12 protein-coding genes are annotated in these 12,957 nt (G+C 63.1%); 3 read left to right on the top strand and 9 right to left on the bottom strand.

Annotation, left to right across the window (positions count from 1 at the left end; translation table 11 throughout):
* Positions 1 to 80: 80 nt before the first annotated feature.
* Together P5704_013750 and P5704_013745 are read left to right on the top strand one after the other, a co-directional pair.
* The gene (locus tag P5704_013750) at positions 81 to 2,585 is read left to right on the top strand and encodes a TonB-dependent siderophore receptor (protein WOF77129.1); all 2,505 of its coding nucleotides are present in this window, start codon (positions 81 to 83) and stop codon (positions 2,583 to 2,585) included.
* A 68-nt stretch (positions 2,586 to 2,653) separates the two neighbouring features.
* The gene (locus tag P5704_013745) at positions 2,654 to 3,841 is read left to right on the top strand and encodes a PepSY domain-containing protein (GenBank protein ID WOF77128.1); all 1,188 of its coding nucleotides are present in this window, start codon (positions 2,654 to 2,656) and stop codon (positions 3,839 to 3,841) included.
* Positions 3,842 to 4,198: 357 nt separating this feature from the next.
* Here P5704_013745 and P5704_013740 read toward each other — a convergent pair whose 3' ends face one another.
* The 5 genes from P5704_013740 to P5704_013720 are packed head-to-tail and all read right to left on the bottom strand — an operon-like array spanning position 4,199 to position 8,170.
* On the bottom strand, positions 4,199 to 4,834 hold the full coding sequence (locus P5704_013740) for an SCO family protein (GenBank protein WOF77127.1): 636 nt from the start codon (positions 4,832 to 4,834) through the stop codon (positions 4,199 to 4,201).
* 20 nt (positions 4,835 to 4,854) lie between these two features.
* Positions 4,855 to 5,754 (bottom strand): heme o synthase, encoded by a 900-nt coding sequence (cyoE, locus tag P5704_013735; GenBank protein ID WOF77126.1) that lies wholly within the window; start codon positions 5,752 to 5,754, stop codon positions 4,855 to 4,857.
* Between the two features lie 17 nt (positions 5,755 to 5,771).
* Positions 5,772 to 6,827: a COX15/CtaA family protein gene (locus P5704_013730; protein ID WOF77125.1), complete on the bottom strand. Its 1,056-nt coding sequence runs from the start codon at positions 6,825 to 6,827 to the stop codon at positions 5,772 to 5,774.
* A 52-nt stretch (positions 6,828 to 6,879) separates the two neighbouring features.
* The gene (locus P5704_013725) at positions 6,880 to 7,458 is read right to left on the bottom strand and encodes a hypothetical protein (GenBank protein ID WOF77124.1); all 579 of its coding nucleotides are present in this window, start codon (positions 7,456 to 7,458) and stop codon (positions 6,880 to 6,882) included.
* Entirely contained in the window at positions 7,433 to 8,170 is a 738-nt protein-coding gene (locus P5704_013720) for an SURF1 family protein (protein ID WOF77123.1), read from the bottom strand. Before P5704_013720 ends, P5704_013725 begins: the two co-directional genes overlap by 26 nt.
* Positions 8,171 to 8,240: 70 nt before the next feature.
* On the opposite strand from P5704_013720, the gene P5704_013715 reads away from it, so the two are divergent.
* Complete coding sequence (locus P5704_013715; protein WOF77122.1) at positions 8,241 to 8,444, top strand: twin transmembrane helix small protein; 204 nt, start codon at positions 8,241 to 8,243, stop codon at positions 8,442 to 8,444.
* A gap of 4 nt (positions 8,445 to 8,448) precedes the next feature.
* Here the strand turns inward: P5704_013715 and P5704_013710 are convergent, their stop codons facing one another.
* The 4 genes from P5704_013710 to coxB all read right to left on the bottom strand — a co-directional run bounded on the left by P5704_013710 (position 8,449) and on the right by coxB (position 12,765).
* The gene (locus P5704_013710) at positions 8,449 to 9,345 is read right to left on the bottom strand and encodes a cytochrome c oxidase subunit 3 (GenBank protein WOF77121.1); all 897 of its coding nucleotides are present in this window, start codon (positions 9,343 to 9,345) and stop codon (positions 8,449 to 8,451) included.
* The gene (locus tag P5704_013705; protein ID WOF77120.1) at positions 9,342 to 9,917 is read right to left on the bottom strand and encodes a cytochrome c oxidase assembly protein; all 576 of its coding nucleotides are present in this window, start codon (positions 9,915 to 9,917) and stop codon (positions 9,342 to 9,344) included. The genes P5704_013710 and P5704_013705 overlap by 4 nt, the downstream gene beginning before the upstream one ends.
* Before the next feature lie 64 nt (positions 9,918 to 9,981).
* Positions 9,982 to 11,619 (bottom strand): cytochrome c oxidase subunit I, encoded by a 1,638-nt coding sequence (gene ctaD, locus P5704_013700; protein ID WOF77119.1) that lies wholly within the window; start codon positions 11,617 to 11,619, stop codon positions 9,982 to 9,984.
* A gap of 12 nt (positions 11,620 to 11,631) precedes the next feature.
* On the bottom strand, positions 11,632 to 12,765 hold the full coding sequence (gene coxB, locus P5704_013695) for a cytochrome c oxidase subunit II (GenBank protein ID WOF77118.1): 1,134 nt from the start codon (positions 12,763 to 12,765) through the stop codon (positions 11,632 to 11,634).
* Between the last annotated feature and the right edge of the window lie 192 nt (positions 12,766 to 12,957).

The following is a 12,957-nucleotide window of genomic DNA, read 5'->3' as shown; positions in this document are numbered from 1 at the left end:
AAAAATATTCGCATCTGTAGTTCCCCTTCTTCGATCTGGCTGGGCATAGGGCTAAATCCGTCACTCGAACAGGAACACCCATGCGCTCGACCGCCTTGCCGTTCATTCCCAATCGCTCCCGCGCCCTGGCACTCGGCATTCGTGCCGCGCTGCTGTGTCTGCCGCTGGCCAGCGTCGTGCCCGGCGCTGCTGTGGCGCAGTCTGCGACCCAGCAGGCGGTACGCAGCTACGACATTCCCGCCGGCCCGCTATCGAGCGCACTGAGCCGTTTCGCCGGTGAGGCAGGTGTGCTGCTCTCGGTCGATGGCAGCCTGCTGCAGGGCCTGGACAGCAACGGCCTGCAAGGGCAGTACGGGGTCGACGAGGGCTTCGCTGCGCTGCTGCAGGGCAGCGGCCTGCAGGCCGTACGCGACAGCCAGGGCAACTATTCGCTGACTCGCCGCACGGCACAGAGCGATGCCGTCGAGCTGCAACCGATGACCGTCGAAGGCTTCGCCCTAGGCAACGCACTGGGCTCGATGGACGGCTACAACGCGACCCACAGCAGCGTGGCGACCAAGACGAGCATGCCGTTGGTGCGCACCTCGCAAAGTGTTTCCGTGGTTACTCGTGAGCAGATCGACAAGCAGGGCTCGATGACGGTTGCTGAAGCCGTGCGTTACACACCAGGTGTACTTAGCAACCCCTATGGCAACACGCGGCGCTACGACTACTTGGCGATGCGGGGGATCAATGATGGCTCGGTCGACAACATCATCATCGACGGCTTGAAGTCCATGGGTGACCCAGGCTCTTACAGCAGCCTGCAGATCGACCCCTATTTCATCGAGCGTATCGACGTGCTCAAGGGGCCGTCGTCTGTTCTGTATGGTCGCAGCAATCCCGGTGGGCTGGCGTCGCTAACGACCAAGCGACCCCAGTTCACCGAGGCTGCTCGCATAGATCTGTCTTACGGCAGCAATGACTACAAGAGCCTCGGCTTCGATGTCACCGGACCGCTGAACGAGAATATTGCCTATCGCGTGGTCGGGGTGGCGAAAGACGCCGATAGTCAGGTCGACTATGTCGAAGAAACCCGCTACACGCTGATGCCCAGTCTCACGCTGAACCTCAGCGAGGACACCAACCTAAACCTATATGCATATCTTCAGCACGACCCCAATGGGGGATATCACGGAAGTTTGCCGGCTTCCGGAACGTTGGGAAAACGGAATGGCCGTCGTTTGTCCGGCAGCTTCTTCGAAGGCGACCCAGATATCGAAGAGTTCAAGCGTACGCAAACCATGGTTGGTTACGAGTTCCAGCATCGTTTCAATGATGTATGGAGTGCGCGGCAGAACTTCCGTTATCTGGATGCAGAGGTGGAGAACAGCCAGGTCTGGCAAAGTGATTATTACTGGGTACCCACTGATAGTAACGAGCTTTATCGCGGGTTCAGCGGAGGAGAGGAAAGCCTGCATGCCTGGATCGTCGACAATATGCTGCAAGCTGAATTCGCTACCGGTTCCGCCCTTCATACCGTTGTTGTAGGTCTGGATTACCAATATACGAAAAACAAGATTTTCAACGACGCGGACCGCTCTGTTTACGACCCTAGAACGCCCGGCACAGTGCCAACTCTTGATACTGGCAGTTCAGGCTATCCATCCTTTGCGTTATCGCCGTTTGCTACAGCGGATGCGTTGCGCCGGCAAAAGCAAGCCGGTCTCTACATTCAGGATCTGGTGGAGCTGGGTAATTGGAATCTCTCAGCAGGGTTGCGCCAGGATTGGTACGACGTATCGATCGATGATTCCATCAGCGGCAAGGATGCGAATCAGGGCGAGAAACTCAGCGGCCATGTAGGAGTGCTCTATGCGTTCGAAAACGGCATTTCTCCCTACCTGAGTTATTCGACATCGTTCAATCCGACGTCCAACTACTCCAGTGGCGCTCAGATACTGGAGCCGACTACAGGCAAGCAGTGGGAAACCGGCGTGAAGTACCAGCCGGTCGGCAGTGACGACCTGTATACCCTATCGTTCTTCACGATCGACATGGAAAACCTGTTCGCCAAGGAGAACAGTCTGGTCACCGATAACTTCTATAAGGGTGTCGGTGGCATGAAGTCGCGAGGGGTTGAGCTTGAGGCTCGGGTGAGTGTTACCAAAAACTTGCGCTTGCTCGGCAGCGTCACGCTGAACGATGTGGAGTACAGCAAAAGTTATTACGCCTATAACTCTGCCGGTGGGGTTGTCGACGCAAAAGGCAATACCCCATATCAAACGCCTGAACGCATGGCGAGCCTGTGGGCTGACTACAATTTCGCCGATGGGCTGCTGGCGGGCTTGAACATTGGCGGTGGCGCGCGTTATGTCGGTTACAGCTGGGGCAACGACGCCCATGATTTCAAAGTGCCGTCCTACACCCTATTCGATGCCTCCATCGGCTATGACCTCAGCCGAGTGGGGCTGAACGGCACATCGCTTCGACTCAACGCCAACAACCTGACCGATGAGTACTACGTGGCGTCCTGCTACAACGCCTCCTCGTGCTATCTGGGTGCAGAGCGCAATGTCGTGGCGACCATCACGTATCAGTTCTGATCAACAAACCAGCCGCCGGCCTCACAGGGCCGGCGGCTTTGTGCTTTCTGAAAGACGGACGACCGACGATGCGTTCCATTCTCGTGCTCTTGCACCGCTACATCGGCCTGGCCACGGCGATCTTCCTGTTCCTCGCCGGTATCACCGGCAGCATCCTGGCCTTCCATCACGAGCTGGACGAATGGCTCAACCCGGAGTTCTACCACACCACCAGCGAGGGTCCGGTGCTGGCGCCAGGAACGCTGGTGGAACGCGTCGAGCAGGCCAACCCGCGCATGCAGGTCTGGTACATGGAATTTCCCAGCGAGCCCGGGCACGCCGCTTTGATGGCGCTGGTGCCGCATAACGATCCGGTCACCGGCAAACCTTATGACGAGCGGCCGGTGGTGCAGTACATCGACGCGGTGACCGGCGAGCCGGTGGGTACGCGCTACTGGGGCGAATGCTGCTTCTCGCGCAAGAACTTCGTGCCCTTCATCCTCGAGTTCCACTACAACCTGTCGTTGCCCGGCAACTGGGGGCTGTGGTTGATGGGCATCGTGGCGATCGCCTGGGTGATCGATTGCTTCGTCTCGCTGGTGCTGACCTTTCCTCGTGGCCGGCCTTTCCTTTCCAAGTGGTGGACGGCCTGGAAGATCAAGCGTCAGCGCATGAACCACGACGTGCACCGCGCCGGTGGCCTGTGGCTGTGGCTGCTGCTCACGCCGGTGGCGGTCAGCAGCGTGGCGATGAACCTGCCGGAGCAGGTGTTCAAGCCGGTGGTTTCACTGTTCTCGCCCGTTGAGCCGAGCGTCTACGAGGCCCGTGGGCGGATGCCGGCCGAGCAGCTGGGCACCACCGCCTACGACTTCCACCAGGCATATGACTACGCCATGCAGCACGCCACCGAGCTCGGCCTGACTGAAGCGATCACCGAGCTTTACTACAGTTTCGAGTACAACTTCTACGGTGCCGGCTTCGGCGAGCACGACAGCAATCAGGGCAACGCCTGGCTGTTCTTCCATGGCACCGACGGGCGCCTGCTCGGTCAGGAGATTCCCGGCCAGGGCACGCTGGGGCAGCAGTTTCACCTACTGCAGCCGGCGATCCACGGCGGGCGTATTCTGGGTTTGCCGGGGCGCATCCTCATTGCCGTGCTGGGCGTGGCGATCGCGGTGCTGTCGGTCACCGGAGTGGTGATCTGGTGGCGCAAGCGACGGGCACGCATCAGCGCGGCGCTACGTGAACCGCGCAGGAGACGCGCGGCGTCGGGTTAGTTCGGTTGGCGAGCGATAATGGTCATGAGTTGAATCGAGGATCATCCCCTCACCGCTATGCCGGGCGCCCCAGCCCTCTCCCCAGAGGGGCTAGGGGGTGGTTCTGAGAGGTATGTGAGTACTGCGGCAGTGCTCAGTGTCTGTGTGGGCATGGATGGTTGTTGTGCGAGGTGCTGACGGATTAGGCCTGCCGCTCGCTAGGCCGGGGATTGGTCCGCCAGCGTCTGAGCCATCGCCGAACAGTCCCCTCGCCCCTTTGGGGAGAGGGCTAGGGTGAGGGGCGAGCGATCAAGCCCAATGCCAGATTTGGTTCGTACGCTGCAAACGAAACGAGCCACGCAGGCGGGAGCGCCATCCTCACTCCGCCCGGTTGACCAGCTCAGGTAGTTGCTCGGCCAGTTTCTGCACCCGCAAAGGCGAGCGGATAAAGCCGCGCTGGCGACCGTCCGGGCCGATCAGCACAAGGTTGCCGCTGTGGTCGACGGTGTAGTTTTCCTTGCTGGTATCGCCCGGAATGAAGGGAATGCCGACGCCGTTGGCCAGGGTCTGAATGTTGTCCAGTGGGCCGGTCAGGCCCTGGAAGCCGGCGTTGAAATAGCCCAGATACTCCTTGAGCTGCGCGGGCGTGTCGCGATTCGGATCGACGCTGACGAGGATGATGCGCAGCTGGTCGCGCACGGCGTCAGGCAGCATGCCGTTGAGCTGGCGCAACTCGGCCAGGGTGGTGGGGCAGATATCCGGGCAGAAGGTGTAGCCGAAGAACAGCAGCGTCCACTGCCCGCCCAGCTCGTCCACTTTTACCGCTTCGCCGTCCTGATCCGTCAGGCTCAGCGACGGCACCGTGCGGCTCTGCGGCAGCAGGACGATGCCGGCATCCAGCAGCTGGGTGGGGTCGAGCTGGCGCTGGCTGTTGAGCACCTTGGAAACCGTCAGCCCGACGACCAGCGCGATCAGCGCCACGAGAATGAAGACGGTTTTCTGGATGCGGGTCATGGGTGTCCTTGATCGATGGCTCAGAAATCGAGCAGCAGATAATGATCAACCAGCAGCGCGATGAACAGCGCGAACAGGTACCAGATGCTGAATTTGAACGTCTTGATTGCCGCATGTGGCCGGCTGTCGCGGTACAGCGCGATGGTCCAGTAGAGGAAGCGCGCACCCAGCAATGCCGCGGCGGCGAGGTACAGCGGGCCGCTCATGTGAATGGCGAAGGGCATGAAGCTGACCGCCAGCAGCATCACCGTGTAGAGCAGGATATGCACCTTGGTGTAGTGCACGCCGTGGGTCACCGGCAGCATCGGCACGTTGACCTTGGCGTACTCGTCCTTGCGGTGAATGGCCAGCGCCCAGAAGTGCGGCGGCGTCCAGGCGAAGATGATCAGCACCAGCAGCAGCGGTTCGGCGGTAACCTGGCCGGTTACCGCGACCCAGCCGAGCAGCGGCGGCGCGGCGCCGGCCAGGCCGCCGATGACGATGTTCTGCGGCGTGGCGCGCTTGAGAAAGCCGGTATAGATCACCGCGTAACCGATCAGCGAGGCCAGCGTCAGCCAGGCGGCGAGGACATTGGTGAAGGTCAGCAGCAGGGCCAGCCCGCTGACGCCGAGGACGAAAGCGAAGGTCAGTGCCGCCGCTGGCGAGACCCGGCCTTCGGCCAAGGGCCGCTTGTGGGTGCGGGCCATCACCGAATCGATCTGCCGGTCCACCACATGGTTCACCGCCGCCGCACCGCCGGCACACAGGGCGATGCCCAGGTTGCCGAACAGCAGCACCGTCCACGGCACGCCGGCGCGGGTGGCGAGGAACATGCCCACCAGCGAGGTGATGAGCATCAGCAGCACCACCTTCGGCTTGGTCAGCTCCAGGTAGTCGCGCCAGCTGGCCTGGGCGTCGCGTTCGCTGAGTAGAGTCGCCATGGGGGTTCTCCTTGTGGTCATGCGCGGGGCAGATCGAGCTGCCCCGTCGTGTTCGAAATCGTCGCTGTCGCGCTCTGCCGAGTCGCATGCGCGGGCCGGCGCAGCCGGTAGTTGATCAGCACCAACACCAGCAGCAACGCGGCACCGCCGCCGTTGTGCGCCACGGCGACCGCCAGTGGCAGGTTGAGCAGCACGTTGCTGATGCCCAGGCCGACCTGCAGCGCCAGCGCGGCGACGAGCAGCCCGGCCAGCCGGCCGAGGCTGCGACGCCAGAGCATGGCTGCCAGCGCCAGCAACAGCAGCGTCACGCACAGCGCGCCGATTCGGTGGGTGAGATGGATGGCGGTGCGCGCTTCGCCGTAGAGCAAGCCGCCGAGGTAGTTCGGGCCGATGTCGTGGTGGGTCAGGTTGAAGGCGTTGGCGAAGTCCATCCGCGGCCACCATTCGCCGTGGCAGGTGGGGAAATCGGTGCAGGCCACCGCCGCATAGTTGCTGCTGACCCAACCGCCCAGGGTGATCTGCGCCACCACCGCGAGCAGGGCGATGCCGGCGAATCTGCGCAGACGACCGTCCACGGCCGGCAAGGGAGCAAGTGCGCCGGAGAGCCGCAGGCACAGCAGAAACAGCAGACTGAGCGTAGTGAAACCCCCGAGCAGGTGCGCAGTGACCACCTGCGGCCAGAGTTGCAGGGTCACCGTCCACATGCCGAAGATCGCCTGGGCGATGACCACCGCGAGCAACAGCAGCGGCAACTTGAGTGGCTGCCCGGGTTGGCCACGACGGCGTATCGCCTGCACGGCGAGGGCGAGGATCACCAGCCCGAGGGCGCCGGCGAAATAGCGATGGACCATCTCATTCCAGCCCTTGCGCACCTCCAGCGGTGCATCGGGAAAGCGCAATGCGGCGAGGTTCTGCTTGTGTTCGCTCATCGGCACGGCGAGAAAACCGTAGCAGCCGGGCCAGTCCGGGCAGCCGAGGCCGGCGTGGGTCAGCCGCGTATAGGCACCGAGCAGCACGACCACCACCGCCAGCAGCGTGGCGATCAGGGCGAGACGGTATCCGGGTTTGGCCATTGGTTTCTCCTTGGGCGGCCAGTTTGGGACCCCAGCGAAGCGGCAGAGTGCGTCAGCCGATCTGCGAGATCTTCAGCAGGTATTTCAGGTCATCGAGGATCGCCTTGCCGTCGGCTTTGGCGTCGTAACGCAGCACCAGATTGCCGTGCGGATCGACGATCCATAACTGCGGCGTGGCCGGTGCTTCGGAGTTGCGGGCATACACGTTGGCGTCGAGGTCGTGGCGTTGCAATTGCGGATACTCGCGGCGCAGGCGCTGTTCGTAGGCCTCGTCCAGAGCGGTCGCGCTGGCCAGTGCGTGGCTGGCTCGGGCGGCCTCACGGGCCAGACCGATATTGATCTGCCGGGCCAGATAGACCAGCTGCTGGCACTGTGCTTCGCAGCCCTGCGGGGCGGTGACCAGCAGCTCCCAGCGCCGTTCGGCGTCAGTCGCGGTGACGCCGATGGCGGCACGGTCCTGGCCGTTGGCGATCAGCACACCGTCGTAGCTGCGGGTCTGCGGCACCCAGAAGCCGAAGCGATACATGGCCGAGGCCAGCAGCATCGGGCCCAGTACCACGGCGATGATCAGCAGCAGTTGCAGCCGGCCACGACCGCGTTTCGGCTCACGGCCGGCAAGGGTTGGATTCATCGTCGTCACTGTGCTTCTCCCGTGCCTGATGCACGCCGAAGTAGATGAACAGCGCCAGCAGGGCGGCCGCCATGGCAAACCACTGCACGGCGTAGCCCAGATGCTGCGACGGACGCATGCTGGTGATCGCCCAGTCGGCGCGGTAGGCACTGGGGCCGGGCTCCAGACGCAATTCATGGATCACGCCTTCGCGGCCGGCCTGCCGCCACATCGCTTCGATGTCGACATGGTTGATCAGCCGCGGCCAGCCCTCGGCCGTGCGGTGGCTGAAGATGAACGGTTTGCCTGGCGGCACGTAGACCCAGGCTGCCAGCTTCAATGGCTGCGTCGGCGTGTCGAAGGCCGGCGGCACACGGCGATCAGGCCAGGGAATCCAGCCACGGTTGACCATCACCCAGCGGCCGCTGAGTTCGTCATGGAAGGGTTGCAGCAGTTCGACGCCGACCTGGCCGTCGCGGGTGCGGCTGTCGAGCAGGAAGCTGTGTTCGGCATCGAAGCGACCCTGCAGGAACACCCGGGCGAAGGCCGGATCGTTCAGCCGTTCGATCTCGTGCGGTGCCAGCGGTGCGGCCTGCTGACGGGCTTGCTGGCGTTCCAGCAGCTCGCGCTTCTGCTCGCCACGCTCCAGCTGCCAGAAGCCCAGCCAGACCAGCACCGGCAGCATGGCCAGCACCAGCAGGGTCGGCAGCAGCCCGGGCCTGAAGCCGCTCATGGCCGGCAGCCTGTTGTGTCGATACGGCTGGCTATACTCCACCCCCAATACCCCTGTCGTGGAATCGCTCATGCTCAAGGCGGCGATCGTTCTGTTGTTAGTGGCCACGCTGGTCAGTCTGTTCAGTGGGTTGTTCTTCCTGGTCAGGGACGAGGGCCGCACCTCCCGCGTGATCACGGCCCTGTTCATCCGGGTCAGCCTCAGTGCACTGACCGTTGCGCTGATCGGCTGGGGTTTCTATACGGGGCAGCTGCGTCCCGCCTTCGGTTTCTGATTCGCTAGATCACGTAGACGAAGACGAACAGCGCGATCCACACCACGTCGACGAAGTGCCAGTACCAGGCCGCCGCCTCGAAACCGAAGTGCTGCTCCGGGCTGAAATGTCCGCGCAGAATGCGCACCAGCATCACCGTGAGGATGATCGCGCCCATGGTCACGTGGGCGCCGTGAAAGCCGGTGAGCATGAAGAAGGTCGCGCCGTAGATGCCCGAGCCCAGGGTGAGCCCGAGTTCGGTGTAGGCATGCACGTATTCTTCGATCTGCAAGACCAGGAACGCCGCACCGAGCAGTACGGTCAGGCCCAGGCCGAGCTTGAGGTGCTGGCGGTTGTTCTTGCGCAGCGCATGGTGCGCCCAGGTCAGGGTGAAGCTGGAGCTGACCAGCAGGATGGTGTTGATCAGCGGCAGGCCCCAGGCACTGATGGTGCCTTCCGGTGCCGGATAGAGCTTGGGATCGGGGGTATTGAGCAGTGGCCAGGTGTATTCGAAGTTGGGCCAGAGCATGTTGCTGATGCCCTTGTCGCCTTCGCCGGCCAGCCAGGGGCCGGCCCAGTAGCGGATGTAGAACAGCGCGCCGAAGAAGGCGAGGAAGAACATCACCTCCGAGAAGATGAACCAGCTCATGCCCCAGCGGAACGAACGGTCCATCTGTGCGCTGTACAGTCCGGCGCGGCTTTCCTTCACCACGGCGCCGAACCAGCCGAACATCATGTAGGCGATCAGCAGGGCGCCGACGAAGAAGATGATGGGCCCGTTGGATGAATCCCGCGCGGCCTTCAGGTCGTTGAACCAGCTGCCCAGTCCATAGAAGGTGACCAGCAGGGCGATGGTGGCGATGATCGGCCATTTGCTCTGATCGGGAACGTAATACTGCTCGTGGGTGGTCTGTTGGCTCATTGCAGACTCTCCTTGGCCGGTGCCGATGTGGCGTTGGCGGCCACCGGCGGCTGGCGGGACGTGATGTCGAACAGCGTGTAGGCGAGGGTCAGGTGATGCACGTCGGCGGGCAGGTCGCGATCGACGATGAAGCGCACCGGCATTTCGATGCGCTCGCCCGGTTGCAGCACCTGCTGGGTGAAGCAGAAGCATTCGGTCTTGTGGAAGTAGGCGGCCGCCCGTGACGGCGAGACACTGGGAATCGCCTGGGCGGTCATCGGCTTGTCGGTCGGGTTGTAGGCGACGAAGCGGATTTCCTGGCTGGCGCCCGGGTGCACGCTGAGCTGGTCGGCCAGCGGGCCGAACTGCCACTGCATGCCGGCGGCGTTGGTGGCGAGGAACTGCACCCGCACCGCACGCGCCTCGTCGGCGCTCTGCACGCCGGTGTAGGCGCCGGCGGTCTTGCCGTTGATGCCGAAGGCCTGACACATCACGTCGTAGATCGGCACCAGCAAGAAGCCGAAGCCGAACATCGCGATCACGACGAACACGAGGCGGCGGACCAGGCGCCGAGTGGACAGGGCTTCGCTCATGGCAGCCTCTCCGATTGGCAGTTGCGGGTGGCCCGGCACCCCCCAGCCAAGCCCCGATGCGTGCTCACGGCAACAGCTCCCCGCCGGTGCCCTTGCGGTGTTCGTGCACGTCGCTCATGTCCGGCGGCACCTGGAAGGTATGGTAGGGCGCCGGCGACGGCACGCTCCATTCCAGCCCCTCGGCGCCGTCCCAGGGCTTGGCTGGTGCCGGTTCGCCGCCGCGGATGCACTTGATGACGATGAACAGGAACAGCAGCTGGGTGGCGCCGAACATGAAGGCACCGACGCTGGAGACCATGTTGAAGTTGGCGAACATCATGTTGTAGTCGGGGATGCGCCGCGGCATGCCGGCCAGACCGACGAAGTGCATCGGGAAGAACGCCAGGTTCATGCCGATGAAGCTCATCCAGAAATGCAGCTTGGCCAGCGTCTCGTCGTACATGTGGCCGGTCCACTTCGGCAGCCAGTAATAGGCCGAGGCGAAGATGCCGAAGATCGCTCCGGGCACCAGCACATAGTGGAAGTGCGCCACCACGAAGTAGGTATCGTGATACTGGAAGTCCGCCGGGGCGATGGCCAGCATCAGCCCGGAGAAACCGCCGATGGTGAAGAGAATCACGAAGGCCACGGCGAACAGCATCGGCGCCTCGAAGGTCAGCGAGCCGCGCCACATGGTGGACACCCAGTTGAACACCTTCACCCCGGTCGGCACGGCGATCAGCATGGTGGCGTACATGAAGAACAACTCGCCGGTCAGCGGGATGCCGACGGTGAACATGTGGTGCGCCCAGACGATGAAGGAGAGGAAGGCGATCGCCCCGGTGGCGTAGACCATCGAGGTGTAGCCGAACAGCGGCTTGCGGCTGAAGGCCGGGATGATCGAGCTGACCGCGCCGAAGGCCGGCAGGATCATGATGTACACCTCGGGATGGCCGAAGAACCAGAACACGTGCTGGAACAGCACCGGGTCGCCGCCACCGGCCGCGCTGAAGAAGCTGGTGCCGAAGTGGATGTCCATCAGCATCATGGTCACCACGCCCGCCAGCACCGGCATCACCGCGATCAAGAGGAAGGCGGTGATCAGCCAGGTCCAGACGAACAGCGGCATCTTCATCAGCGTCATGCCTGGCGCGCGCAGGTTGAGGATGGTGGCGATCACGTTGATCGCGCCCATGATCGAGCTGATGCCCATCAGGTGGATGGCGAAGATGAAGAAGGTCACCGACTCCGGCGCGTAGGTGGTCGACAGCGGCGCATAGAAGGTCCAGCCGAAGTTCGGCCCGCCGCCCTCCATGAACAGCGTCGAGACCAGCAGGCCGAAGGCGGCTGGCAGCAGCCAGAAACTGAAGTTGTTCATCCGCGGCAGGGCCATGTCCGGCGCGCCGATCATCAGCGGGATCATCCAGTTGGCCAGGCCGACGAAGGCCGGCATCACCGCGCCGAAGACCATGATCAGGCCGTGCATGGTGGTCATCTGGTTGAAGAACTCCGGCTGCACGATCTGCAGGCCCGGCTGGAACAGCTCGGCGCGGATCACCATGGCCATCGAGCCGCCGAGCAGGAAGGCGCAGAAGCTGAACCACAGGTACATCGAACCGATGTCCTTGTGGTTGGTGGTCAGCAGCCAGCGCGAGAGACCCTTGGCCGGGCCGTGGTGGTGGTCATGTCCGGCATGACCATGATCGTCGATCACTGCACTCATCACCGAATCCTCTTACTGGGTGGCTTCTTCGGCCTGTTTGAAGTCGAGCACGTCTTTCGGCGTGACCATGTCGCCGGTCTCGTTGCCCCAGGCGTTGCGCTCGTAGGTGATGACCGCGGCCAGGTCGACTTCCGACAGCTGCTTGCCGAACGCCGCCATGGCGGTGCCGGGCTTGCCGTTGACGACGATGTCGATGTGCGCCTCGATGTCGCCGGTGGCGATGGCTGAGCCCTTGAGGGCCGGGAACATCGGCGGGATACCTTCGCCGCCGGCCTGGTGACAGGACGCGCACGAGGTCTGGTAGATCTTCTCGCCGCGTTCGGTGAGTTCTGCCAGCGTCCAGTCCTTGCTGGTCAGTTCGGCCACCTTGGCGGCCTCTGCTTTCTTCTCGCCGAGCCAGGCGGCGTAGTCCTCGGCGGATTTCACCTCCACCACCACCGGCATGAAGCCGTGGTCCTTGCCGCACAGCTCGGTGCACTGGCCACGGTAGATGCCGGGCTCTTCGACGCGGGTCCAGGATTCGTTGATGAAGCCGGGGATGGCGTCCTTCTTGACCGCCAGATCCGGTACCCACCAGGAGTGAATGACGTCCGCTGCGGTGATCAGGAAGCGCACCTTGGCGCCCGCGGGAATCACCAGCGGCTCGTCGACTTCCAGCAGGTAGTTCTCGCCCTTGGGCGCCTGGTTGTTGATCTGCTCGCGCGGCGTGGTGAGGTTGCTGAAGAACTCCACATCCTCGCCCAGATACTTGTAGTGCCACTTCCACTGGTAGCCGGTGATCTGCACGTCGACGTCCGATTCGCTGGAGTCGTAGATGTGGATCAGCGTGCGCGTCGCCGGGATCGCCATGCCCACCAGGATCAGCAGCGGGATGACCGTCCAGAGCACCTCGACGCGGGTGTTTTCGTGGAAGTGAGCGGAGTGCTGACGCTTGGAACGGCGATGCGCGACCATCGACCAGATCATCACGCCGAATACCAGCACGCCGATGACCACACAGATCCAGAAGATGGTCATGTGCAGATCGAACACCGAACGGCTGACATCGGTGGCGCCGGAGCGCATGTTCACGTCCCAGGCCGCCTGAGCCTGGCCAAATATTGCCGAAAGCCCAAGCCCCATCCAGATGCATGGATGTCGAGACATTGCGGGTTCCCCTTATGATTCTTGTTATCCCGCCGACCGCCATCGCACCGCCGAAAATCGGCTGGCCGGGGAAACCATTCCCGTCATGCCAGCTACGTTCTCGATCGGTCCGATTCTGCCCAACGCCACCGGCGAAACGCTCGCCGGCGCCATGGACGCTTGCACGCGCAGTCGGAACTCAATCAGGTACGC

Source organism: Pseudomonas sp. FeN3W (assembly GCA_030263805.2).
GTDB lineage: Bacteria > Pseudomonadota > Gammaproteobacteria > Pseudomonadales > Pseudomonadaceae > Stutzerimonas > Stutzerimonas stutzeri_G.
This window is presented reverse-complemented; position numbering and strand designations above follow the sequence as displayed.

Coding starts and splice junctions, on each gene's coding strand:
- P5704_013720 (WOF77123.1), bottom strand. CDS start 8,170: ATGAGCGGCTTCAGGCCCGGGCTGCTGCCGACCCTGCTGGTGCTGGCC.
- P5704_013705 (WOF77120.1), bottom strand. CDS start 9,917: ATGAGCGAAGCCCTGTCCACTCGGCGCCTGGTCCGCCGCCTCGTGTTC.
- P5704_013730 (WOF77125.1), bottom strand. CDS start 6,827: ATGGCCAAACCCGGATACCGTCTCGCCCTGATCGCCACGCTGCTGGCG.
- cyoE (WOF77126.1), bottom strand. CDS start 5,754: ATGGCGACTCTACTCAGCGAACGCGACGCCCAGGCCAGCTGGCGCGAC.
- P5704_013740 (WOF77127.1), bottom strand. CDS start 4,834: ATGACCCGCATCCAGAAAACCGTCTTCATTCTCGTGGCGCTGATCGCG.
- P5704_013715 (WOF77122.1), top strand. CDS start 8,241: ATGCTCAAGGCGGCGATCGTTCTGTTGTTAGTGGCCACGCTGGTCAGT.
- coxB (WOF77118.1), bottom strand. CDS start 12,765: ATGTCTCGACATCCATGCATCTGGATGGGGCTTGGGCTTTCGGCAATA.
- P5704_013750 (WOF77129.1), top strand. CDS start 81: ATGCGCTCGACCGCCTTGCCGTTCATTCCCAATCGCTCCCGCGCCCTG.
- P5704_013710 (WOF77121.1), bottom strand. CDS start 9,345: ATGAGCCAACAGACCACCCACGAGCAGTATTACGTTCCCGATCAGAGC.
- P5704_013745 (WOF77128.1), top strand. CDS start 2,654: ATGCGTTCCATTCTCGTGCTCTTGCACCGCTACATCGGCCTGGCCACG.
- P5704_013725 (WOF77124.1), bottom strand. CDS start 7,458: ATGAATCCAACCCTTGCCGGCCGTGAGCCGAAACGCGGTCGTGGCCGG.
- ctaD (WOF77119.1), bottom strand. CDS start 11,619: ATGAGTGCAGTGATCGACGATCATGGTCATGCCGGACATGACCACCAC.